Annotated in this window: 19 protein-coding genes; 18 read left to right on the top strand and 1 reads right to left on the bottom strand. The window is 63.7% G+C overall.

Going from position 1 to position 22,854, the window contains the following annotated elements:
* Positions 1 to 162 precede the first annotated feature (162 nt).
* The 16 genes from mraZ (at position 163) to lpxC (ending at position 17,975) form a co-directional block, all read left to right on the top strand.
* A complete protein-coding gene (gene mraZ, locus ACQKPE_RS06190; RefSeq protein ID WP_375101128.1) occupies positions 163 to 618 on the top strand; it encodes a division/cell wall cluster transcriptional repressor MraZ in 456 nt (151 codons plus the stop codon).
* Positions 615 to 1,562: a 16S rRNA (cytosine(1402)-N(4))-methyltransferase RsmH gene (rsmH, locus tag ACQKPE_RS06185; RefSeq protein WP_427664133.1), complete on the top strand. Its 948-nt coding sequence runs from the start codon at positions 615 to 617 to the stop codon at positions 1,560 to 1,562. The genes mraZ and rsmH overlap by 4 nt, the downstream gene beginning before the upstream one ends.
* Complete coding sequence (ftsL, locus tag ACQKPE_RS06180) at positions 1,559 to 1,852, top strand: cell division protein FtsL (protein ID WP_427664131.1); 294 nt, start codon at positions 1,559 to 1,561, stop codon at positions 1,850 to 1,852. Before rsmH ends, ftsL begins: the two co-directional genes overlap by 4 nt.
* Positions 1,852 to 3,588, top strand: coding sequence for a peptidoglycan D,D-transpeptidase FtsI family protein (locus ACQKPE_RS06175; RefSeq protein WP_427664155.1), 1,737 nt, complete (start codon positions 1,852 to 1,854; stop codon positions 3,586 to 3,588). Before ftsL ends, ACQKPE_RS06175 begins: the two co-directional genes overlap by 1 nt.
* Entirely contained in the window at positions 3,588 to 5,075 is a 1,488-nt protein-coding gene (gene murE / locus ACQKPE_RS06170; RefSeq protein WP_427664129.1) for a UDP-N-acetylmuramoyl-L-alanyl-D-glutamate--2,6-diaminopimelate ligase, read from the top strand. Before ACQKPE_RS06175 ends, murE begins: the two co-directional genes overlap by 1 nt.
* Positions 5,068 to 6,435, top strand: coding sequence for a UDP-N-acetylmuramoyl-tripeptide--D-alanyl-D-alanine ligase (locus ACQKPE_RS06165; protein WP_427664128.1), 1,368 nt, complete (start codon positions 5,068 to 5,070; stop codon positions 6,433 to 6,435). Before murE ends, ACQKPE_RS06165 begins: the two co-directional genes overlap by 8 nt.
* Positions 6,435 to 7,517 carry a phospho-N-acetylmuramoyl-pentapeptide-transferase gene (gene mraY, locus ACQKPE_RS06160; protein ID WP_427664126.1) on the top strand — a complete coding sequence of 361 codons (1,083 nt, stop codon included), beginning with the start codon at positions 6,435 to 6,437 and terminating at the stop codon, positions 7,515 to 7,517. The genes ACQKPE_RS06165 and mraY overlap by 1 nt, the downstream gene beginning before the upstream one ends.
* A 6-nt stretch (positions 7,518 to 7,523) precedes the next feature.
* On the top strand, positions 7,524 to 8,870 hold the full coding sequence (murD, locus tag ACQKPE_RS06155; protein WP_427664124.1) for a UDP-N-acetylmuramoyl-L-alanine--D-glutamate ligase: 1,347 nt from the start codon (positions 7,524 to 7,526) through the stop codon (positions 8,868 to 8,870).
* Entirely contained in the window at positions 8,867 to 10,081 is a 1,215-nt protein-coding gene (gene ftsW / locus ACQKPE_RS06150) for a putative lipid II flippase FtsW (protein WP_427664123.1), read from the top strand. Before murD ends, ftsW begins: the two co-directional genes overlap by 4 nt.
* Complete coding sequence (gene murG / locus ACQKPE_RS06145; RefSeq protein WP_427664121.1) at positions 10,071 to 11,150, top strand: undecaprenyldiphospho-muramoylpentapeptide beta-N-acetylglucosaminyltransferase; 1,080 nt, start codon at positions 10,071 to 10,073, stop codon at positions 11,148 to 11,150. The genes ftsW and murG overlap by 11 nt, the downstream gene beginning before the upstream one ends.
* Positions 11,143 to 12,597, top strand: a complete 1,455-nt coding sequence (gene murC / locus ACQKPE_RS06140; RefSeq protein ID WP_427664119.1) for a UDP-N-acetylmuramate--L-alanine ligase — start codon at positions 11,143 to 11,145, stop codon at positions 12,595 to 12,597. The genes murG and murC overlap by 8 nt, the downstream gene beginning before the upstream one ends.
* On the top strand, positions 12,594 to 13,550 hold the full coding sequence (locus ACQKPE_RS06135; RefSeq protein WP_427664117.1) for a D-alanine--D-alanine ligase: 957 nt from the start codon (positions 12,594 to 12,596) through the stop codon (positions 13,548 to 13,550). Before murC ends, ACQKPE_RS06135 begins: the two co-directional genes overlap by 4 nt.
* 5 nt (positions 13,551 to 13,555) lie before the next feature.
* The gene (locus ACQKPE_RS06130; protein ID WP_427664116.1) at positions 13,556 to 14,428 is read left to right on the top strand and encodes a cell division protein FtsQ/DivIB; all 873 of its coding nucleotides are present in this window, start codon (positions 13,556 to 13,558) and stop codon (positions 14,426 to 14,428) included.
* Between the two features lie 14 nt (positions 14,429 to 14,442).
* The gene (gene ftsA, locus ACQKPE_RS06125) at positions 14,443 to 15,699 is read left to right on the top strand and encodes a cell division protein FtsA (protein ID WP_427664115.1); all 1,257 of its coding nucleotides are present in this window, start codon (positions 14,443 to 14,445) and stop codon (positions 15,697 to 15,699) included.
* A gap of 55 nt (positions 15,700 to 15,754) precedes the next feature.
* Positions 15,755 to 16,951, top strand: coding sequence for a cell division protein FtsZ (gene ftsZ / locus ACQKPE_RS06120; protein WP_427664113.1), 1,197 nt, complete (start codon positions 15,755 to 15,757; stop codon positions 16,949 to 16,951).
* A gap of 112 nt (positions 16,952 to 17,063) precedes the next feature.
* A complete protein-coding gene (gene lpxC, locus ACQKPE_RS06115) occupies positions 17,064 to 17,975 on the top strand; it encodes a UDP-3-O-acyl-N-acetylglucosamine deacetylase (RefSeq protein ID WP_427664112.1) in 912 nt (303 codons plus the stop codon).
* A gap of 48 nt (positions 17,976 to 18,023) precedes the next feature.
* Here lpxC and ACQKPE_RS06110 read toward each other — a convergent pair whose 3' ends face one another.
* Complete coding sequence (locus tag ACQKPE_RS06110) at positions 18,024 to 18,494, bottom strand: DUF721 domain-containing protein (RefSeq protein ID WP_427664110.1); 471 nt, start codon at positions 18,492 to 18,494, stop codon at positions 18,024 to 18,026.
* Positions 18,495 to 18,773: 279 nt separating this feature from the next.
* Between ACQKPE_RS06110 and secA the strand changes: the two genes are divergently transcribed.
* A complete protein-coding gene (gene secA, locus ACQKPE_RS06105; protein ID WP_427664108.1) occupies positions 18,774 to 21,506 on the top strand; it encodes a preprotein translocase subunit SecA in 2,733 nt (910 codons plus the stop codon).
* Positions 21,507 to 21,583: 77 nt separating this feature from the next.
* A complete protein-coding gene (argJ, locus tag ACQKPE_RS06100; RefSeq protein WP_427664106.1) occupies positions 21,584 to 22,801 on the top strand; it encodes a bifunctional glutamate N-acetyltransferase/amino-acid acetyltransferase ArgJ in 1,218 nt (405 codons plus the stop codon).
* Positions 22,802 to 22,854 lie beyond the last annotated feature (53 nt).

Raw genomic sequence — 22,854 nt, 5'->3', positions numbered from 1 at the left:
CTCCTTCTTTTGTTGCGCTAAATCTCGGTCCTGTAAGGGTTTTCCTTATGAACGCGCCTTGACGGTGTGCCGGGCGGATTCCTATAGTGTGCGCAAGTGGCAGAAAGTGGGATGAAGTGGGTTTTCTGGCACAAAAATCCGAAAAATGTGGGAGTCGCAGTCGTGTTCCGCGGAGCCAACGCCGTCAGCCTCGATGCCAAGGGCAGACTCGCCATGCCGAGTCGGTACCGTGACGAGCTCGATTCGCGTAGCAACGGCCAGCTGATCGTGACCATCGACGCTGTCGACCCCTGCTTGTGTGTCTACCCGCTCGATGAGTGGGAGCAGATAGAAGCCAAGTTGCGTGCCCTGCCGTCCCTGCGTGAAGAAAACCGTCGCCTGCAGCGGCTGTTGATCGGCAATGCGGTGGACCTGGAGCTCGATGGCAGCGGGCGCTTCCTGGTGCCGCCGCGTTTGCGCGAATACGCCAAGCTCGACAAGAAGGCGATGCTGGTGGGGCAACTGAACAAATTCCAGCTGTGGGATGAAGATGCCTGGAACGTGGTTTCGGCAGCCGACCTTGCAGCTATTCAACAACCGGGCGCCATGCCCGATGAACTGCGTGACCTGATCCTGTGACGATAGATAGCGGCTTCAACCACATCACCGTGCTGCTCGACGAAGCTGTCGAGGCATTGGCCCTGCGCGCCGACGGTTGCTATCTGGACGGTACCTTCGGGCGCGGCGGCCACAGCCGGCTGATCCTCAGTAAGCTTGGGCCGCAAGGGCGGCTGCTGGGGTTCGACAAGGACCCTCAAGCGATTGCCACAGGGCAAGCGCTGGCGGCCGAAGACGGCCGCTTTGTCATTGTGCAGCGCAGCTTTGCCGAAATGGGTGACGAGGCGCACGCGCGCGACCTGCACGGCAAGGTTGCCGGCGTGCTGCTCGACCTGGGCGTTTCCTCGCCGCAGCTCGACGATCCGGAGCGTGGTTTCAGCTTCCTCAACGATGGCCCGCTGGACATGCGCATGAACCCCGACAAGGGCGTGAGTGCTGCCGAGTTCATCGCCAATGCCCCGGAAGAAGAAATTGCCCGGGTCTTCAAGGAGTACGGCGAAGAGCGTTTCGCCAAGCGCATGGCCCGTGCCGTGGTACAGCGCCGTGAACAGCAGCCGTTCACCCGCACGGGCGACCTGGCCGAAGTGCTCAAGGTTGCGAACCCCGCTTGGGAAAAGGGCAAGAACCCGGCTACCCGTGCCTTCCAGGGCCTGCGTATTCACGTGAACAACGAGCTGGGCGATCTCGAGACGGGTCTTGAGGCTGCATTGGATGCCCTCGAGGTTGGCGGCCGCCTGGTGGTCATCAGCTTCCACTCCCTCGAAGACCGTATCGTCAAGCTGTTCATGCGCAAGCTGGTCAAAGGCGAGGCGGATAACCTGCCACGTAACCTGCCTGTGCAGCACAAGGTCTTCGAGCCGAAGATCCGCCTTGTCGGCAAGGCGCAGTTCGCCTCCGACGAAGAACTCAAGGCCAACCCGCGGGCGCGCAGCGCCGTCATGCGGGTGGCGGAGAAGTTGCGGTGAGCCGCTTGTTCGCCAAGCCTCTTCCGGGCGGGAGCTTCCTGATGCTCCTGCTGTTCGTGGGTGTCCTGGGCTCGGCAATTGCCGTGTCCTACAGTGCCCACTGGAATCGTCAGTTGCTCAACACCCTTTATGGCGAGCTCAGCGAGCGTGACAAGGCGCAGGCCGAATGGGGCCGCCTGATCCTCGAGCAGAGCACCTGGACTGCCCACAGCCGCATCGAGAACCTGGCCACCGGCCAACTGCAAATGCGCGTGCCGAATGCCGATGAAGTGCGGATGGTGGCGCCATGATGAAGCTCGAAGGCGCTCTCTACCCCTGGCGCTTCCGCCTGGTCATTGGCCTGCTGGTCCTGATGGTGGGTGCCATTTGCTGGCGCATCATCGACCTGCAGGTGGTAGATCGCGACTTCCTCAAAGGCCAGGGCGATGCCCGCAGCCTGCGACACATCTCTATTCCTGCGCACCGTGGCCTGATCACCGACCGCAACGGCGAGCCCCTGGCCGTGAGTACGCCTGTCACCACCCTGTGGGCCAACCCCAAGGAAATGCAGGCCTACAAGGACCGCTGGCCGCAACTGGCGGCGGTGCTCGGGCAGGACGCACAGCAACTGAGCGAGCGCCTGACCCAGCAGGCCAGCAAGGAATTCATCTACCTGGTCCGCGGCCTCACACCGGAGCAGGGCCAGCAAGTGCTCGACCTCAAGGTGCCGGGTGTCTACGGTCTCGAGGAGTTCCGCCGCTTCTACCCGGCAGGTGACGTAACAGCGCACATGGTCGGCTTCACCGACCTGGACGACCATGGCCGCGAAGGGGTCGAACTGGCCTATGACGAATGGCTCGCCGGGGTGCCCGGCAAGCGCCAGGTCATCAAGGACCGGCGCGGCCGGCTGATCAAGGACATCCAGGTCACCAAGAACGCCAAGGCCGGCAAGGCCTTGGCGTTGTCGATCGACCTGCGCCTGCAATACCTGGCCACCCGCGAGCTGCGCAACGCCATCGCCGAGCAGGACGCCAAGGCCGGCAGCCTGGTGATCATGGACGTCAAGACCGGCGAAGTGCTGGCCATGGTCAACCAGCCCACCTACAACCCGAACAACCGTCGCAGCATGTTCCCGGCCGCCATGCGTAACCGGGCGATCATCGACGTGTTCGAGCCAGGCTCCACAGTCAAGCCGCTGTCGATGAGCGCTGCCCTGCAAAGCGGGCGCTGGAAGCCGACCGACAAGGTCGAGGTGTACCCCGGCAGCCTGCAAATCGGTCGCTACACCATCAAGGACGTGTCCAAGAGCGAAGGCCCGGTGCTCGACCTGACCGGCATCCTGATCAACTCCAGTAACGTGGGCATGAGCAAGATCGCCTTCGACATCGGCGGCGAGGCCATCTACCGCGTCATGTCGCAGCTGGGCCTGGGGCAGTACACTGGCCTGGGCTTCCCGGGCGAGCGCGTCGGCAACCTGCCGAACCACCGCGAGTGGCGCAAGGCCGAGACCGCTACGTTGTCCTACGGCTATGGCGTTTCGGTGACCGCGTTGCAACTGGTGCACGCCTACGCGGCCCTGGCCAACGACGGCAAGATGGTGCCGCTGTCGATTCTCAAACTCGACAAAGCCCCGGAATCCAACCAGGTTATTCCGAAGGAAACCGCTGAAACCCTTCAAGTCATGCTGCAGCAGGTGATCGAGGCGCCGCGCGGTGTGTTCCGTGCCCAGGTACCGTTCTATCACGTGGCCGGCAAGTCCGGCACCGCGCGCAAGGCCACGGTCGGCTCCAAGGGCTACACCGAGAACGCCTACCGCTCACTGTTCGCCGGCTTCGGCCCGATGAGCGACCCGCGTTACGCGATCGTCGTGGTCATCGACGAGCCGGGCAAGGGCGGTTACTTCGGTGGCCTGGTTTCGGCCCCAGTCTTCAGCAAAGTCATGTCTGGCACCCTGCGCCTGATGAACGTGCCGCCTGACAACCTGCCAGCTCCTGCGCCCGAGCAGCAAGCCGTCAGTGCAGCACCCGCCAAAGGAGGGCGTGGTTGATGACAATGCCATTGAGCAAGCTTTTCGCCCATGCCAGCCGCGATCCGCTGATTCGCGAGTTGACCCTCGACAGCCGCCAGGTGCGCCAGGGTGACCTGTTCCTGGCCGTGCCGGGGGCCAAGGTCGATGGCCGCGATCACATTGCCGATGCACTCGCCCGCGGCGCTGCCGCCGTCGCCTATGAAGAGCAGGGCGCCAGCGTACTGCCACTGACCGACGTGCCTCTCATTCCCGTGCGTGGCCTGGTCGGCCAGCTGTCGCAGATCGCCGGGCGCTTCTATGGCGAGCCGAGCCGCCAGTTGAACCTGGTCGGTGTCACGGGCACCAACGGCAAGACCAGCGTCACCCAACTGGTTGCCCAGGCGCTCGACCTGCTGGGCCAGCGTTGTGGCCTGATCGGCACCCTGGGCACCGGCTTCCACGGCGAGCTGCAAAGCGGGCGCCTGACGACGCCTGACCCGATTTCCGTGCAGTCGACCCTCTACGACCTCAAGAAAGCTGGCGCCAAGGCCGTGGCCATGGAGGTTTCCTCCCATGCCCTGGAGCAGGGCCGTGTCGCCGCCCTGGAATTCGACATCGCGGTGATGACCAATCTATCGCGCGATCACCTCGACTATCACGGCAGCATGGAGGCCTACGAGGCGGCAAAAGCCAAGCTGTTCGCCTGGCCGAGCCTGCGTTGCCAGGTGGTCAACCTGGATGACGATTTCGGCCGCCGCCTGGCTGCCGACTTCGCCCGTCGTCCAAGCGTCGATCATGTGGAAACCCGCCTGCTCAGCTACAGCCTGGAGAACGCTGACGCTGCCTTGTTCTGCCGTGAGGCGCAGTTTAGCGACGACGGTGTACGCGCCACGCTGGTGACCGCTCAAGGTGAGCGCACCCTGCGCAGCCAACTGCTCGGTCGCTTCAATTTGAGCAACATGCTCGCGGCGGTGGCCACGCTGCTGGCGCTGGACTATGCGCTGGACGAGATCCTCGAGGTCACCCCGCGTCTGCAAGGCCCGGTGGGCCGCATGCAGCGCCTGGGTGGCGGTGAACAGCCGCTGGTGGTGGTCGACTACGCCCACACCCCGGATGCGCTGGAGAAAGTGCTCGAGGCCCTGCGCCCGCACGCCCACGGCAAGCTGCTGTGCCTGTTCGGCTGTGGCGGCGACCGTGATCGCGGCAAACGCCCGCTGATGGCCGAAGTGGCTGAACGCCTGGCTGACACTGTGCTGGTCACCGACGACAACCCGCGTACCGAAGACCCACAGCGCATTTTCGACGACATTCGCCCCGGTTTCGCCAAGCCCACCGAAGTGACGTTCGTCGCCGGTCGTGGCGAGGCCATCGCGCAATTGATCGCCAGCGCCGCTGCTGACGACGTCATCGTGCTGGCGGGCAAGGGGCACGAGGATTACCAGGAAATCAATGGCCAACGCCATGACTTCTCCGATTTGACCGAAGCCGAAAAGGCGTTATCAGCCTGGGAGGCTCCACATGCTTAAGCCCATGACGCTCAGCCAACTGACCACCGCACTGGGCGCGCGCCACGTCGGGGCCGATGCCTCGTTCAGTGGTGTCAGCGTCGATAGCCGCAGCGTGGGTGCCGGGCAATTGTTCGTTGCCTTGGCCGGGCCGCGTTTCGATGGGCACGACTACCTGGCCGACGTAAAAGCCAAGGGCGCGGTCGCGGCCCTGGTCGAGCGCGAAGTCGAGGGTGTCGACCTGCCGCAGTTGGTGGTCGCCGACAGCCGTCTGGCGCTGGGCCAGCTCGGTGCCCTGAACCGCGCAGCCTACGACAAGCCGGTCGCGGCCATTACCGGCTCCAGCGGCAAGACCACGGTCAAGGAGCTGCTGGCCAGCATCCTGCGTACCCGTGGCCCGGTTTTGGCGACCCGCGGCAACCTGAACAACGACCTCGGTGCGCCGCTCACGCTGCTGGAGATTTCCTCCGAGCACAGCGCTGCGGTGATCGAACTCGGTGCTTCGCGCATCGGCGAAATTCGCTACACCGTGGGCCTGACTCAGCCGCAGGTGGTCATTCTCAACAATGCCGGTACCGCCCATGTCGGTGAGTTCGGCGGACCAGAGAAGATTGTCGAAGCCAAGGGCGAAATCCTCGAAGGCCTGGGTGAGGGCGGCGTCGCCGTGCTCAACCTGGACGACAAGGCGTTCGCTATCTGGCACAAGCGCGCAGGCGCACACCAGGTGCTGAGCTTCGCCCTTACCAACACCCAGGCCGACTTCCACGCCAGCGACATCGGCCGCGACGCTCGAGGCTGCCCATCCTTCACCCTGCACGCACCCAACGGCAGCGTGACGGTGCAACTGAACCTGCTGGGCACCCACAACGTGGCCAACGCCCTGGCCGCCGCCGCCGCCGCCCATGCCATGGGCGTGAGCCTGCCGGGCATCGCCGCAGGCCTTGGTGCGGTGCAGCCGGTCAAGGGCCGTGCGGTGGCTCAACTGGCGCCCAGTGGCGCGCGGGTGATCGACGATACCTACAACGCAAATCCCACCTCGATGTGCGCGGCCATTGATATACTCGCCGGCTTTTCCGGTCGCACCATCCTGGTGCTCGGGGATATCGGCGAACTTGGCCAATGGGCCGAGGAAGGCCATCGCCAGGTGGGCGAGTACGCACGGGGCAAGGTTGACGCCCTGTATGCGACGGGCACCAACATGGCGCATGCGGTCAAGGCGTTCGGCGCCAATGGCCAGCATTTCGCAACTCAAGCCGAGCTTATCGATGCCGTTCGCGTCGAAAGCGCCGGCGACACCACTATCTTGATCAAGGGCTCGCGCAGCGCTGCGATGGAAAACGTCGTGGCCGCGCTGTGCGGTTCCAGCGGGGAGAAACATTAATGCTGCTGCTGTTGGCTGAGTACCTGCAACAGTTCTACAAGGGCTTCGCGGTCTTCCAGTACCTGTCCCTGCGCGGGATCCTGGGGGTGCTGACCGCGTTGTCCCTGGCCCTGTGGTTGGGCCCGTGGATGATTCGTACCCTGCAGATCCGCCAGATCGGCCAGGCCGTGCGTAACGACGGCCCGCAATCGCACCTGTCCAAGTCCGGCACGCCGACCATGGGTGGCGCGCTGATCCTCTCGGCCATCGGTATCAGCACCTTGCTGTGGGCCGACCTGTCCAACCGTTATGTCTGGGTGGTGCTGATCGTCACCCTGTTGTTCGGCGCGATCGGCTGGGTCGACGACTACCGCAAGGTCATCGAGAAGAACTCCCGTGGCCTGCCGAGCCGCTGGAAGTATTTCTGGCAGTCGGTGTTTGGCCTGGGTGCGGCAGTCTTCCTTTATATGAGTGCGCCAACCAGCGTCGAAACTACGCTGATCGTGCCGTTCCTCAAGGACTTCACCATTCCGCTGGGCGCAGGTTTCATCGTGCTCACCTATTTCGTCATCGTCGGTTCCAGCAACGCGGTCAACCTCACCGATGGCCTCGACGGCCTGGCAATCATGCCGACGGTGATGGTCGGCGGCGCGCTGGGCATCTTCTGCTACCTGTCGGGCAACGTGAAGTTCGCCGAATACCTGCTGATTCCCTATGTGCCGGGCTCGGGCGAGCTGATCGTGTTCTGCGGCGCGCTGATCGGTGCCGGCCTGGGCTTCCTGTGGTTCAACACCTACCCGGCCCAGGTGTTCATGGGCGACGTCGGTGCGCTGGCGCTGGGTGCGGCGCTGGGCACCATCGCGGTCATCGTCCGCCAGGAAATCGTGCTGTTCATCATGGGCGGCATCTTCGTGGTGGAAACCCTGTCGGTGGTGATTCAGGTCGCGTCGTTCAAGCTCACCGGCAAGCGTGTGTTCCGCATGGCGCCGATTCATCACCATTTTGAACTCAAGGGCTGGCCTGAGCCACGCGTGATCGTCCGTTTCTGGATCATCACCGTGATTCTTGTGCTGATCGGCCTGGCAACCCTGAAACTGAGGTAAACGAGCGTGTCACTGATCGCTTCCGACCAATTCCGCATCGTTGTCGGCCTCGGCAAGAGCGGCATGTCCCTGGTTCGCTTCCTGGCGAGCCGGGGCATTGCCTTTGCGGTCGCCGACACCCGTGAGCAGCCGCCGGAACTGGAAACCCTGCGTCGTGAATACCCGCAGGTGGAAGTGCGTTGTGGCGAACTCGACCCTGAGTTTTTGTGCCGCGCCAACGAGCTGTACGTCAGCCCCGGCCTGGCCCTGGCCACCCCGGCCTTGCAGCAGGCCGCCGCACGCGGTGTGAAGCTGTCTGGCGACATCGATCTGTTCGCCCGTTATGCCAAGGCTCCGGTCGTGGCCATCAGCGGCTCCAACGCCAAGAGCACCGTGACCACCCTGGTGGGCGAAATGGCCGCCAAGGCCGGCAAGCGTGTGGCCGTGGGCGGTAATCTCGGCACGCCTGCGCTGGATCTGCTGGACGATGCGGTCGAGTTGTACGTGATGGAGCTGTCGAGCTTCCAGCTCGAGACCACCGACCAGCTCAACGCCGAAGTGGCCACGGTGCTGAACATCAGCGAAGACCACATGGACCGCTACAGCGGCCTGCCGGCCTATCACCTGGCCAAGCACCGCATCTTCCGTGGCGCACGCCAGGTGGTGGTGAACCGCCAGGACGCCCTCAGTCGGCCGCTGCCGGTGGAAGGTCGCCCGTGCTGGACCTTCGGCCTCAATGCCCCTGATTTCAAAGCCTTCGGCCTGCGTGAAGTCGATGGCGAAAAATACCTGGCGTACGAGTTCCAGACGCTGATGCCGGTGCGCGAGCTGAAAATTCGCGGCGCCCACAACTACAGCAACGCCCTGGCCGCGCTGGCCTTGGGGCATGCCGTCGGCCTGCCATTCGAGCCGATGCTCGAGGCCCTGCGCGCGTTCGCAGGCCTGGCCCATCGCTGCCAATGGGTCCGCGAGCGCAATGGCGTGAACTGGTATGACGACTCCAAGGCCACCAACGTTGGCGCCGCATTGGCGGCCATCGAAGGCCTGGGTGCCGATATCGACGGCAAGCTGGTGCTGATTGCCGGCGGTGATGGCAAGGGTGCCGATTTCGCCGCCTTGCGCCAACCAGTGGGCGAACACTGCCGCGCAGTGGTGCTGCTGGGGCGTGATGCCGAGCGCCTGGCCGAAACCCTGGGCGACGCTGTGCCGCTGGTGCGGGTCAAGACTCTCGACGAGGCCGTACAACGTTGTGCCGAACTGGCTCAGCCCGGCGACGCCGTGCTGCTGTCGCCGGCCTGCGCCAGCCTCGACATGTTCAAGAACTTCGAAGAGCGCGGGCGCCTGTTCGCCCAGGCAGCGGGGGGCTTGGCATGATCTTCAATATCATCAAGCCATACCCGTCGCCGCTGATCAGTGGCCGTGGCATCGACCTCGACTTCCCGCTGCTCGTCGGCTGCCTCGCGCTGCTGGGCCTGGGCCTGGTGATGATCACCTCGGCCTCCTCGGAAGTGGCCGCCGTGCAATCGGGCAACCCGCTGTACCACATGACCCGCCACCTCATCTACGTGGCGCTGGGCCTGGGGGCTTGTATCGTCACCATGATGGTGCCGATCGCCACCTGGCAGCGCATGGGCTTCATGCTGCTGATCGGCGCCTTCGTCCTGCTGGTGCTGGTGCTGGTGCCGGGCATTGGCCGGGAAGTGAACGGTTCGATGCGCTGGATCGGCTTCAGCTTCTTCAACGTGCAGCCCTCGGAAATCGCCAAGGTGTTCGTGGTGATCTACCTCGCCGGGTACCTGGTGCGTCGCCAGACCGAAGTGCGCGAGAGCTGGATGGGCTTCTTCAAGCCGTTCATCGTGCTGCTGCCGATGGCCGGCCTGTTGCTGATGGAGCCGGACTTCGGCGCCACTGTCGTTATGATGGGCGCTGCGGCGGCCATGCTGTTCCTGGGCGGCGTCGGTTTGTTCCGCTTCAGCCTGATGGTGGCGCTGGCGGTGGTCGCGGTGTTCGTGCTGGTGCAGGCGCAACCCTACCGGATGGCGCGGCTTATCACCTTCACCGACCCCTGGTCCGATCAATTTGGCTCCGGCTACCAGCTGACCCAGGCGCTGATCGCCTTCGGCCGCGGCGAATGGCTGGGCGTAGGCCTGGGCAACAGCGTGCAGAAGCAGTTCTACTTGCCTGAAGCGCACACCGACTTCGTGTTCTCGGTCCTGGCCGAGGAACTGGGCGTGATCGGTTCGCTGTGCACCGTGGCGCTGTTCATGTTCGTCACCATCCGCGCCTTGTACATCGGCCTGTGGGCCGAGAAGGCCAAGCAGTTCTTCGCGGCCTACATGGCCTTTGGCCTGGCCTTCCTGTGGATCGGCCAGTTCCTCATCAATATCGGGGTGAACGTCGGCCTGCTGCCGACCAAGGGCCTGACCCTGCCATTCCTCAGCTACGGCGGCAGCTCATTGGTGATCTGCTGTGCCTGTGTGGGGCTGTTGCTCAGGATCGAGTGGGAAAGCCGCACGCACCTGGGCAGCGAGGAACACGAATTCAAAGAAAGTGATTTTGCCGAGGAGCCGCATCATGGCCGCTGACGGCAAGAACATCCTGATCATGGCTGGCGGCACCGGGGGCCACGTGTTCCCGGCGCTGGCCTGCGCCCGCGAGTTCCAGGCCCGCGGCTACAGCGTGCATTGGCTGGGCACCCCACGTGGCATCGAGAACGAACTGGTGCCCCAGGCCGGGCTGCCACTGCACCTGATCCAGGTCACCGGGCTGCGCGGCAAGGGCAAACTGTCGCTGCTCAAGGCGCCGTTCACCCTGGTCAAGGCCGTGCTCCAGGCGCGGCGCATCATTCGCCAGCTCAAGCCGGTATGCGTATTGGGCTTCGGTGGCTATGTCACCGGCCCTGGCGGTGTGGCGGCGCGCCTTTGCGGCGTGCCACTGGTGATCCACGAACAGAACGCCCGCGCGGGTACTGCCAATCGTCTGCTGGTACCGCTGGCAGCACGCGTCTGCGAAGCTTTCCCCGACACCTTCACGAGCAGCGACAAGCGGCGCACCACCGGCAACCCGGTGCGTCCGGAGTTGTTCCTGGAGGCTGCGCGCGCACCTTTGCTTCAACGCCGCGCCCGTCTTTTGGTGCTCGGCGGTAGCCTGGGTGCGGAACCATTGAACAAATTGCTGCCTAAGGCCCTGTCCGAGGTGCCCGACGACCTGCGACCGGAAGTCTTCCACCAGGCTGGCAAGCAGCATGCGCCGATCACCGCCGAGCGTTATCGCGAGGCCGGGATCGAGGCTCAGGTAGAGCCCTTCATCAAGGACATGGCCCACGCCTATGGCTGGGCCGACATGGTGGTGTGCCGGGCCGGTGCCCTGACCGTCAGCGAACTCGCGGCGGCGGGCCTGCCCTCGATGCTGGTGCCCTTGCCCCACGCCATCGACGACCACCAGACCCACAACGCCCAATATCTGGCTCGTGAAGGCGCCGCCTTCCTGATGCCACAAGCGACAACTGGCGCAGCGCAGCTCGCTGAACGCCTGAACGAGGTGCTGATGCAACCCGAGAAACTCAACATCATGGCCGGCACTGCACGCCGCCTGGCCAAGCCTGCTGCAACCAGCACCGTGGTCGATATCTGCCTGGAGGTGGCCCATGGTTGAAAGCCAGAAAGCCATGCCGCACCCCAAGATGGGCCGCATTCGCCGCATCCACTTCGTCGGTATCGGCGGCGTGGGCATGTGCGGTATTGCCGAAGTGCTGCTGAACCTGGGCTATGAAGTGTCCGGTTCCGACCTCAAGGCTTCGCCGGTCACCCAGCGCCTCGAGTCGTTCGGCGCCGAGATCTTCATCGGCCACCGCGCCGAGAACGCCGCCAACGCCGACGTGCTGGTGGTGTCCAGCGCCATCAACCCGGCCAACCCGGAGGTCGCCACTGCACTGGAGCGCCGTATCCCGGTGGTCCCGCGTGCCGAGATGCTGGCCGAGCTGATGCGCTACCGCCATGGCATTGCCGTGGCCGGTACCCACGGCAAGACCACCACCACCAGCCTGCTGGCCTCGGTATTCGCCGCTGGCGGCCTGGACCCGACCTTCGTCATCGGCGGCCGCCTGACCGCAGCGGGCACCAATGCCCAGCTCGGCACTAGCCGCTACCTGATCGCCGAAGCCGACGAAAGCGATGCCAGCTTCCTGCACCTGCAGCCGATGGTGGCCGTGGTCACCAATATCGACGCCGACCACATGGCAACCTACGAGGGTGACTTCAACAAGCTGAAGAAGACCTTCGTCGAGTTCCTGCACAACCTGCCGTTCTATGGCCTGGCGGTGATGTGCCTGGACGACCCGGTGGTGCGCGAGATCCTGCCGCAGGTCCAGCGCCAGACCGTCACCTACGGTTTCAGCGAAGAGGCCGATATCCGCGCCATCAACGTGCGCCAGCAAGGCATGCAGACCCACTTCACCGTACTGCGCCGCGACTGCGAGCCGCTCGAGGTGTCGGTCAACATGCCGGGCAACCACAACGTGCTCAATGCCTTGGCCACCATTGCCATCGCCACTGACGAGGGCATCACCGACGAAGCCATCGTCCAGGGCCTGTCCGGCTTCCAGGGCGTGGGCCGTCGCTTCCAGGTGTATGGCGAGCTGCCGGTAGACGGCGGCAGCGTGATGCTGGTGGATGACTATGGTCACCACCCCACCGAAGTGGCGGCAGTCATCAAGGCCGTGCGCGGTGGCTGGCCGAGCCGCCGCCTGGTCATCGTTTATCAGCCGCACCGCTACAGCCGTACCCGCGACCTTTACGACGACTTCGTGCAGGTGCTCGGCGATGCCAACGTGCTGTTGCTGATGGAGGTCTACCCGGCCGGTGAAGAGCCGATCCCCGGTGCCGACAGCCGCCAGCTGTGTCACAGCATCCGCCAGCGCGGCAAGCTGGACCCGATCTACATCGAACGTGGCGCTGAACTCGCGCCGTTGGTCCAGCCGCTGCTACGCGCCGGCGACATCCTGCTGTGCCAGGGTGCCGGTGATGTCGGTGGCTTGGCCCCGCAACTGATGAAAAGCCCGTTGTTCGCTGGCGCCGTCGCCAAGCAGGAGAAACCGCTGTGACTAACGCCTACGACAAGCTGCACTCGACCCTCGACCCGAAAGCCTTCGGTCGCGTCGCTGTGCTCTATGGCGGCAAGAGCGCTGAGCGCGAGGTGTCGCTGAAATCCGGCGCGGCGGTGATCGAAGCGCTGACCTCGTCGGGTGTCGACGTGCTGCCGATAGATGTGGGCGACGACCTGCTCGATACCCTGCAACGCGAAACCATCGACCGCGCCTTCATCATCCTTCATGGCCGTGGCGGCGAAGACGGCAGCATGCAAGGCCTGCTGGAGTGCCTGGGCATTCCCTACACCGGCAGTGGCATCCTCGCTTCGGCCCTGGCCATGGACAAGCTGCGCACCAAGCAGGTGTGGAAGAGCTTAGGCATTCCCACGCCGCACCACGCTGTGCTGGCCAGCGAGCAGGATTGCCTCGAGGCTGCCAAGGAACTGGGCTTCCCGCTGATCGTCAAACCGGCTCATGAAGGTTCGAGCATCGGCATGGCCAAGGTGAACAGCGCCGAAGAACTGGTCGCTGCCTGGAAGGACGCCGCCCGCTATGACTCGCAGGTGTTGGTCGAGCAGTGGATCCACGGCCCGGAGTTCACCATCGCCGTGCTGCGTGGCCAGGTGCTGCCGCCGATCGCCTTGGGTACCCCGCACGTGTTCTACGACTACGACGCCAAGTACATCGCCAACGATACCCAGTACCGCATCCCGTGCGGGCTGAGTGCCGACAAGGAGCAGGAACTGATCGACCTGACCGCGCGTGCCTGCGATGCCGTTGGCATTGAAGGCTGGGGGCGGCTGGATGTCATGCAGGACGAGCAGGGGCGTTTCTGGCTGCTCGAAGTCAACACCGCACCGGGCATGACCGACCATAGCCTGGTGCCCATGGCGGCCCGAGCGGCGGGCCTGGACTTCCAGCAATTGGTGCTGGCGATCCTGGCTGCCAGTGTCGAGACGCGAGGTTAATCGTCATGCCAGGCGCGATGTTACGTCATCAGCAACCCGTGGCACCCGGCCGTAGCAAGCCGGTGCCCCGTGGTGCCAGCCGACTGGTGGCCAAGGAGCCAATGTCGGCGCGCCTGCCCAAGGCCAATTTCAGTGCGTTCAAGCGCCTGCTCTGGCCGGTGCTGCTGGTCGCTGCCGGTTTCGGCGCGTACGAAGGCGCGGTGCGCCTGATGCCCTATGCCGACCGGCCGATCACCAAGATCGCCGTGCAGGGCGACCTCAGCTACATCAGCCAGCAGGCCGTGCAGCAGCGTATTGCACCCTACGTGGCGGCGAGCTTCTTCAGCGTCGATCTGCCGGCGATGCGCACCGAGCTTGAGCAGATGCCGTGGATCGCCCACGCCGAAGTACGTCGGGTGTGGCCCGACGAGGTGGTGATCCGCCTCGAGGAGCAACTGCCGGTAGCGCGTTGGGGCGACGAAGCGCTGCTCAATAACCAGGGCCAGGCGTTCACCCCGCGTGAGCTGGCCAACTATGAGCACCTGCCGCAGCTGTTCGGGCCGCAGCGCGCTCAGCAAAAAGTCATGCAGCAGTACCAGGTATTGAGCCAGATGCTGCGCCCCATGGGCTTTTCCATCGCTCGCCTGGAGCTGCGCGAGCGTGGCAGCTGGTTCCTGACCACCGGTGCCGGTAGTGCCGGTCCAGGCATCGAACTGCTGTTGGGGCGCGACCATCTGGTGGAGAAGATGCGCCGGTTCATTGCCATTTACGACAAGACACTCAAAGAGCAGATCACCAACATCGCCCGCATCGATCTGCGTTACGCCAACGGATTGGCCGTTGGTTGGCGGGAACCGATTGCACCGACGACGGCCCAACCCGCCGTTGCGAAGAATTAGAGAGAGGCAGGACCATGGCAAACGCGCATAGCGGAAAAATGATCGTCGGGCTGGATATCGGCACCTCCAAGGTGGTGGCGCTGGTCGGCGAAGTGGCCGAAGACGGCACCCTGGAGATCGTCGGTATCGGCACCCACCCCTCCCGCGGCCTGAAGAAGGGCGTGGTGGTGAACATCGAGTCGACGGTGCAGTCGATCCAGCGCGCGGTGGAAGAAGCCCAGCTGATGGCTGGCTGCCGCATTCACTCGGCGTTCGTCGGCGTGGCCGGCAACCACATCCGCAGCCTGAACTCCCACGGCATCGTCGCGATCCGCGACCGCGAGGTCAGCCTTGCCGACCTCGAGCGCGTGCTCGACGCGGCCCAGGCCGTGGCCATTCCGGCCGACCAGCGCGTACTGCACACCCTGCCGCAGGACTACGTGATCGACAACCAGGAAGGCGTGCGCGAACCCCTGGGCATGTCGGGCGTGCGCCTGGAAGCCAAGGTGCACGTGGTGACCTGCGCGGTGAACGCGGCGCAGAACATCGAGAAGTGCGTGCGCCGCTGCGGCTTGGAAATCGACGACATCATCCTCGAGCAGCTGGCTTCGGCCTACTCGGTGCTGACCGATGACGAGAAGGAACTGGGCGTGTGCCTGGTGGACATCGGCGGCGGTACCACCGACATCGCCATCTTCACCGAGGGCGCCATTCGCCATACCGCAGTGATCCCGATCGCCGGCGACCAGGTCACCAACGACATCGCCATGGCGCTGCGTACCCCGACCCAGTACGCCGAGGAAATCAAGATCCGCTACGCCTGCGCCCTGGCCAAGCTGGCCGGCGCTGGCGAGACCATCAAGGTGCCGAGCGTGGGCGACCGTCCGCCGCGCGAACTGTCGCGCCAGGCCCTGGCCGAAGTGGTGGAGCCGCGTTACGACGAGCTCTTCACCCTGATCCAGGCCGAGCTGCGTCGCAGCGGCTACGAAGACCTGGTGCCCGCTGGCATCGTCCTCACCGGCGGCACCTCGAAGATGGAAGGCGCCGTGGAACTGGCCGAGGAAATCTTCCACATGCCGGTACGCCTCGGCGTGCCGCACAGCGTTCGGGGCCTGAGCGACGTGGTGCGCAACCCGATCTATTCAACGGGCGTGGGCTTGCTCACCTACGGGCTGCAAAAGCAGACCGAGGACTTGCCCCTGACCGGCAACAGCAGCAACAACAGCTATGGCGATGAACCTAAGGCCCCCGTGCTTGAGCGCTTCAAGCGCTGGGTCCAAGGCAACTTCTAAGTTTCAAAGCAGTAGTGGTAGGCGCAAAAACTAGAGAACAGTAAGGAGAGGGAAAATGTTCGAACTCGTAGACAACGTCCCGCAAAGCCCGGTCATCAAGGTGATCGGCGTCGGCGGTGGTGGCGGCAACGCCGTCAACCACATGGTCAAGAGCAACATCGAAGGCGTGGAATTCATCTGCGCCAACACCGATGCCCAGGCGCTGAAGAACATCGGCGCGCGCACCATCCTGCAACTGGGTACCGGCGTGACCAAGGGCCTGGGCGCTGGTGCCAATCCGGAAGTCGGCCGCCAGGCTGCCCTGGAAGACCGCGAGCGCATCGCCGAAGTGCTGCAAGGCACCAACATGGTGTTCATCACCACCGGCATGGGTGGCGGTACCGGTACCGGTGCGGCGCCGATCATCGCTGAAGTGGCCAAGGAAATGGGCATCCTCACCGTTGCGGTAGTGACCCGTCCGTTCCCGTTCGAAGGCCGCAAGCGCATGCAGATCGCTGACGAAGGCATCCGCATGCTGGCCGAAAGCGTCGACTCGCTGATCACCATCCCCAACGAGAAGCTGCTGACCATCCTGGGCAAGGATGCCAGCCTGCTGTCCGCCTTCGCCAAGGCTGACGATGTACTGGCCGGTGCCGTGCGCGGTATCTCCGACATCATCAAGCGTCCGGGCATGATCAACGTCGACTTCGCCGACGTGCGTACCGTGATGGGCGAGATGGGCATGGCAATGATGGGCACCGGCTGCGCCAGTGGCCCGAACCGTGCTCGCGAAGCCACCGAGGCAGCGATCCGCAACCCGCTGCTGGAAGACGTCAACCTGCAGGGCGCGCGCGGCATCCTGGTGAACATCACCGCCGGCCCCGACCTGTCCCTGGGCGAATACTCCGACGTGGGTAGCATCATCGAGGCCTTCGCCTCCGACCACGCCATGGTCAAGGTCGGTACCGTCATCGACCCCGACATGCGCGACGAGCTGCACGTTACCGTGGTCGCCACTGGCCTGGGTGCGCGCATCGAGAAGCCGGTCAAGGTCGTCGACAACACCCTGCAGACCGCTCACGCGGCCTACGAGGCGTCGAACCCGGCCCCGGTTCGCCAGGAGCAGTCTGCCGTCAACTACCGTGACCTGGAGCGTCCGACCGTGATGCGCAACCAGGCCCACGCGGGTGCCGCGGCAGCCGCCAAGCTCAACCCTCAGGACGACTTGGATTACCTGGATATCCCGGCCTTCCTGCGTCGCCAGGCCGATTAATGGAATTTATCAGGGGTATAAGGGTGATTGGTGTTCAGCAAAGGCCGGGTCTGATATCATTCTCAGCCTTTGTTGATACCTGTTCGCAATTTGCGCTGAAGCGGCCAATGCCATGATTAGACAACGCACCCTGAAGAATACCATCCGTGCCACAGGTGTCGGCCTGCACTCGGGCGAGAAGGTCTACCTGACCCTCAAGCCTGCGCCTATCGACACCGGCATCGTCTTCCGCCGCGCCGACCTCGACCCTGTCGTCGAGATCCCGGCACGCGCGGCCAACGTCGGCGAAACCACCATGTCGACGACGCTGGTCAACGGTGACATCAAGGTCGATACGGTCGAGCACCTGCTCTCCGCCATGGCGGGCCTGGGCATCGATAACGCCTACGTCGAGCTCTCCGCCTCGGAAGTGCCGATCATGGATGGCAGCGCCGGTCCCTTCGTATTCCTGATTCAGTCCGCCGGCCTGGAAGAACAGGACGCGCCCAAGAAGTTCATCCGCATCCTGCGCGAAGTGACCGTGGAGGAGGGCGACAAGCGCGCCACCTTCATGCCATTCGAAGGGTTCAAGGTGAGCTTCGAGATCGACTTCGATCACCCGGTTCTGCGCAACCGGACCCAAAGCGCCAGCGTCGACTTCTCCAGCACCTCGTTCGTGAAGGAAGTCAGCCGCGCCCGTACCTTCGGCTTCATGCGTGACATCGAGTACCTGCGCAAGCACAACCTTGCGTTGGGTGGCAGTGTCGAGAACGCCATCGTGGTCGATGAGGACGGCGTGCTCAACGAAGATGGTCTTCGTTACGAAGACGAATTCGTCAAGCACAAGATCCTCGATGCCATCGGCGACCTCTACCTGCTGGGCAACAGCCTGATCGGCGAGTTCAAGGGCTACAAGTCCGGACACGCGCTGAACAACCAGTTGCTGCGCAAGCTGATTGCCGAGAAAGACGCTTGGGAAGTGGTCACTTTCGAAGATGCCAGCACGGCACCGATCTCGTACATGCGCCCTGTTGCGGCCGTGTAAGTTCGAACACTCTCTAGTTCAATTGAGGCCACCTTCGGGTGGCCTTTTTTATGGCTCGGTTTTTTTGCTTGCGCGTTGCGCATGGCTGGCCAGGCGCTCCAAGGCTGCGCGCAGCTTAGGGTCGGTGATGCCTTCGGCGGTGTCGCGCAGGTTTTCGGCGGCGTTCTGCGAAAGTGCGGTGCTGTTGCTCAAGGGTTTGGGCGGTGCCACCGGGGGCTGAACCTTGAACTGGATGCGTTGCAGGTTGGCGAATGCCTCCAGGTCTTGCAGTTGGCGCTGCAGGCGCTTCTGCTGGTAGCGCAGGCGGGTGGCCCAATGGCCGTCGGTAACCACCAGTAGCAAGGTGCCATCGCGCCAGGAGGCGAGGTGACAGTGCGCTCGCGCAGCCGGCTGCAACTGGCTTTCCAGCAGGCGTTGCAGATGGGCCAGGCGCTCTGCCTGGTTGAGCAGCAGGCGTAGCGGGCGGGCCTGGCGCAACAAGGTAGAGGGGGGCTGGGCGGAAGGCGGTTTATAGGCCATGGGGATACGTAAGAGGTTACAAGATCGGCAGTCTAGCAGATGCTGGCGCCTGCACTTTCGGGTCTGAGCAATCAGGTTTCATGTTGCAGAACCTTGAAGTGTTGAAAAATGTCCCTATGTTAGAACCGCCCCGTAAAAGCGCTGTGCCAGTATCGCGGAAATCCGCTACTTTCCTCACCATCGTTTCCGGGTAGAATGCTCGTTCGCATGCGGCCCAAGGGCTGCACGGGCGACTCACGGGGCCGCCCTCCATCCCTAAGTGTGGAAGATCCTGCCGATATGTTTGCGCCTTTGTTAAAGAAACTTTTTGGAAGCAAGAACGAGCGTGAAGTGAAACGCATGCTCAAGACGGTGAATATCGTCAATGCCTTCGAAGAGAAGATGGTGGCCCTCTCCGATGAACAACTGCGGGCCAAGACCGTAGAGTTCAAAGAGCGCCTGGCCAAAGGCGAGACACTCGACCAACTGTTGCCCGAAGCCTTCGCCGTGGCGCGTGAGGCTGGCAAGCGCGTCATGGGCATGCGTCACTTCGATGTGCAGTTGATCGGTGGCATGACCCTGCACGAGGGCATGATCGCAGAGATGCGTACCGGTGAAGGCAAGACCTTGGTCGGTACCCTGGCCGTCTACCTCAATGCCTTGTCCGGCAAGGGCGTGCACGTGGTCACGGTGAACGACTACCTGGCCCGCCGCGACGCCAACTGGATGCGCCCGCTGTACGAATTCCTCGGTTGCTCGGTCGGCATCGTCTCCGCATTCCAGCCACCGGAAGAAAAGCGCGCCGCCTATGCCGCCGATATCACCTACGGCACCAACAACGAATTCGGCTTCGACTACCTGCGCGACAACATGGCCTTCAGCCAGGAAGAGAAGTACCAGCGTGAACTGAATTTCGCAGTAATCGACGAAGTCGACTCGATCCTCATCGACGAAGCGCGTACTCCGCTGATCATCTCCGGCCAGGCCGAGGACAGCTCCAAGCTGTACATCGAGATCAACCGCCTGATCCCACGCCTGACCCAGCATATCGAGGAAGTCGAAGGCCAGGTCACCCAGGAAGGCCACTACAGCATCGACGAGAAGGCCCGCCAGGTCGAACTCAACGAGGCCGGCCACCAGTTCATCGAGGAAATGCTCACCCAGGCCGGCCTGCTGGCCGAGGGCGAGAGCCTGTACTCGGCGCACAACCTGAGCCTGCTGACCCACGTCTATGCTGGCCTGCGTGCGCACAAGCTGTTCCACCGCAACGTCGAATACATCGTCCAGGAAGGCCAGATCCTGCTGATCGACGAGCACACCGGCCGTACCATGCCGGGCCGTCGCCTGTCCGAGGGCCTGCACCAGGCCATCGAAGCGAAGGAAAACCTGAATATCCAGGCCGAGAGCCAGACCCTGGCCTCGACCACTTTCCAGAACTACTTCCGCCTCTACAACAAGCTGTCCGGCATGACCGGTACCGCCGACACCGAAGCGTTCGAGTTCGCCCAGATCTACAGCCTCAACGTGATGGTCATCCCGCCAAACCGGCCGTTGGCGCGCAAGGACTTCAACGACCTGGTGTACCTGACCGCCGACGAGAAGTACGCGGCGATCATCGCGGACATCAAGGAAAGCATGACCAAGGGCCGTCCGGTGCTGGTCGGTACTGCCACCATCGAGACCTCCGAGCACATGTCGAACCTCCTGAAGAAGGAAGGTATCGACCACAAGGTGCTCAACGCCAAGTACCACGAGAAAGAAGCCGAGATCATCGCCCAGGCCGGTGCGCCAGGCTCGCTGACCATCGCCACCAACATGGCCGGCCGCGGTACCGACATCCTGCTGGGCGGTAACTGGGAGGCCGAAGTCGCCGCCCTGGACAACCCGACTGCCGAGCAGATCGCGCAGATCAAGGCTGACTGGCAGAAGCGTCACCAGCAGGTCCTCGAGGCCGGTGGTCTGCACGTGATCGCCTCCGAGCGCCACGAATCGCGCCGTATCGACAACCAGCTGCGCGGCCGTTCCGGCCGTCAGGGCGACGCCGGCTCCAGCCGCTTCTACCTGTCGCTGGAAGACAGCCTGATGCGTATCTTCGCCTCCGACCGGGTGAAGAACTTCATGAAGGCCCTGGGCATGCAGTCCGGCGAGGCCATCGAGCACCGCATGGTTACCAACGCCATCGAGAAAGCCCAGCGCAAGGTCGAGGGCCGCAACTTCGACATCCGCAAGCAACTGCTTGAATACGACGATGTCGCCAACGAGCAGCGCAAGGTGATCTACCACATGCGCAACAGCCTGCTGGCGGCGCAGAACATCGGCGATACCATTACCGAATTCCGCAACGAAGTGCTCGATGCCACCATCAGCCAGCACATCCCGCCGCAGTCGCTGCCCGAGCAATGGGACGTGGCCGGCCTGGAAGCCTCGCTGGCCAGCGACTTCGGGATCAAGCTGCCGATCCAGCAGTGGCTCGACGAGGACGATCACCTCTACGAGGAGACTCTGCGCGAGAAGCTGCTGGCCGAGATCACCACCGCCTACAACGAGAAGGAAGACCAGGCCGGCGAAGATGCTCTGCGTACCTTCGAGAAGCAGATCCTGCTGCGTGTGCTGGACGACCTGTGGAAAGACCACCTGTCGACCATGGACCACCTGCGGCACGGCATCCACCTGCGCGGTTATGCGCAGAAGAACCCGAAGCAGGAGTACAAGCGCGAGTCGTTCACCCTGTTCCAGGAACTGCTGGAGTCGATCAAGCGCGACACCATTCGCGTGCTGTCCCACGTTCAGGTCCGCCGCGAAGACCCGATCGAGGAAGAAGCCCGCCTGCGCCGCGAGGCCGAGGAACTGGCCCGTCGCATGCAATTCCAGCATGCCGCCGCGCCTGGCCTGGAGAGCGCGCTGAGCGAGGAGGGTGCCGAAGTGGCGGTGGCCACTGCGCCCGTACGTAACGAGCAGAAGCTGGGTCGCAACGAGCCGTGCTGGTGTGGCTCGGGCAAGAAGTTCAAGCATTGCCACGGGCAGATCGAGTGACCGATTGCTCGTAATATCCCTAGGGCCGCTTTGCGGCCCTGCTTTTTGATATCAACCGTTTTTCTAGGAGCGCACACATGGCTGTCGGTCTCGGTCCCTTGCCCACCCTGCACCCGGTTCCAGGTTTCGAACTCGGCATCGCCTCGGCGGGTATCAAGCGCCCTGGGCGCAAGGACGTGGTGGTGATGCGCTGCGCCGAAGGCTCCAGCGTGGCGGGGGTGTTCACCCTCAATGCTTTCTGTGCAGCGCCCGTGATCCTGTCCAAGCAGCGCGTGCAGGGCACCGTGCGCTACCTGCTGACCAATACCGGCAACGCCAATGCTGGCACTGGCGCACCAGGCCTGGCCGCTGCCGAGCGCACCTGCGCCAAGCTGGCCGAACTGACCGGCGTACCGGCTGAGTCGGTGCTGCCGTTCTCCACGGGCGTGATCGGCGAGCCGCTGCCTGTCGAGAAGATCGAAGGTGCGCTGCAAGCCGCCCTGGACAACCTGTCCGAGCACAACTGGGCCGAAGCCGCCACCGGCATCATGACCACCGACACCCTGCCCAAGGGTGCCAGCCGCCAGTTCCAGTACGACGGCAAGACCATCACTGTCACCGGTATCAGCAAGGGCGCTGGAATGATCCGTCCGAACATGGCCACCATGCTCGGCTACATCGCTACCGACGCCAAGGTCGCGCCCAGCGTGCTCAAGGACCTGATGCTCGACGGCGCCAACAAGTCTTTCAACCGCATCACCATCGACGGCGACACCTCGACCAACGACTGCTGCATGCTGATAGCCACCGGCAAGGCTGATGTGCCGGAAGTAACCGAGGCCAGCGGCCCGCTGTTCGAGGCGCTGAAGCAGGCAGTGTTCGAGGTGTGCATGGAAGTGGCCCAGGCCATCGTGCGTGACGGCGAAGGCGCGACCAAGTTCGTCACCGTGCAGGTCAACGGCGGCGGCAACCACCAGGAATGCCTTGATGTCGGCTATGCCGTGGCCCATTCGCCGCTGATCAAGACCGCGCTGTTCGCCTCCGACCCCAACTGGGGCCGTATTCTCGCCGCCGTCGGCCGTGCCGGCGTGCCCGAGCTGGATGTCAGCCTGATCGACGTGTTCCTGGGTGAGGTGTGCATCGCCAGCAAGGGCGGGCGTAGCCCGAGCTACACCGAGGCGCAGGGTTCGGCAGTGATGGCCCAGGAAGAGATCACCATCCGCATCGAGCTGGGCCGCGGCCAGTGCAGCGAAACCATCTGGACCACCGACCTGTCCCACGAATACGTGAAGATCAACGCCGAATACCGCACTTGATATACATCGGGGCCGCTTTGCGGCCCCGTGTTCCAATTCCATGGAGCCGAACC

This window comes from Pseudomonas sp. NPDC089554, from assembly GCF_050280645.1.
Lineage (GTDB): Bacteria > Pseudomonadota > Gammaproteobacteria > Pseudomonadales > Pseudomonadaceae > Aquipseudomonas.
Note: the sequence above shows the minus strand (reverse complement) of the source record. Positions and strands in the feature narration are given on the sequence as shown.

Excerpts from the sequence above, each read along its gene's own strand:
- ACQKPE_RS06175 (WP_427664155.1), top strand. The coding sequence starts at position 1,852 with ATGAAGCTCGAAGGCGCTCTCTACCCCTGGCGCTTCCGCCTGGTCATT.
- murE (WP_427664129.1), top strand. The coding sequence starts at position 3,588 with ATGACAATGCCATTGAGCAAGCTTTTCGCCCATGCCAGCCGCGATCCG.
- ACQKPE_RS06165 (WP_427664128.1), top strand. The coding sequence starts at position 5,068 with ATGCTTAAGCCCATGACGCTCAGCCAACTGACCACCGCACTGGGCGCG.
- mraY (WP_427664126.1), top strand. The coding sequence starts at position 6,435 with ATGCTGCTGCTGTTGGCTGAGTACCTGCAACAGTTCTACAAGGGCTTC.
- ftsW (WP_427664123.1), top strand. The coding sequence starts at position 8,867 with ATGATCTTCAATATCATCAAGCCATACCCGTCGCCGCTGATCAGTGGC.
- murG (WP_427664121.1), top strand. The coding sequence starts at position 10,071 with ATGGCCGCTGACGGCAAGAACATCCTGATCATGGCTGGCGGCACCGGG.
- murC (WP_427664119.1), top strand. The coding sequence starts at position 11,143 with ATGGTTGAAAGCCAGAAAGCCATGCCGCACCCCAAGATGGGCCGCATT.
- ACQKPE_RS06130 (WP_427664116.1), top strand. The coding sequence starts at position 13,556 with ATGCCAGGCGCGATGTTACGTCATCAGCAACCCGTGGCACCCGGCCGT.
- ftsA (WP_427664115.1), top strand. The coding sequence starts at position 14,443 with ATGGCAAACGCGCATAGCGGAAAAATGATCGTCGGGCTGGATATCGGC.
- ftsZ (WP_427664113.1), top strand. The coding sequence starts at position 15,755 with ATGTTCGAACTCGTAGACAACGTCCCGCAAAGCCCGGTCATCAAGGTG.
- lpxC (WP_427664112.1), top strand. The coding sequence starts at position 17,064 with ATGATTAGACAACGCACCCTGAAGAATACCATCCGTGCCACAGGTGTC.
- ACQKPE_RS06110 (WP_427664110.1), bottom strand. The coding sequence starts at position 18,494 with ATGGCCTATAAACCGCCTTCCGCCCAGCCCCCCTCTACCTTGTTGCGC.
- secA (WP_427664108.1), top strand. The coding sequence starts at position 18,774 with ATGTTTGCGCCTTTGTTAAAGAAACTTTTTGGAAGCAAGAACGAGCGT.
- argJ (WP_427664106.1), top strand. The coding sequence starts at position 21,584 with ATGGCTGTCGGTCTCGGTCCCTTGCCCACCCTGCACCCGGTTCCAGGT.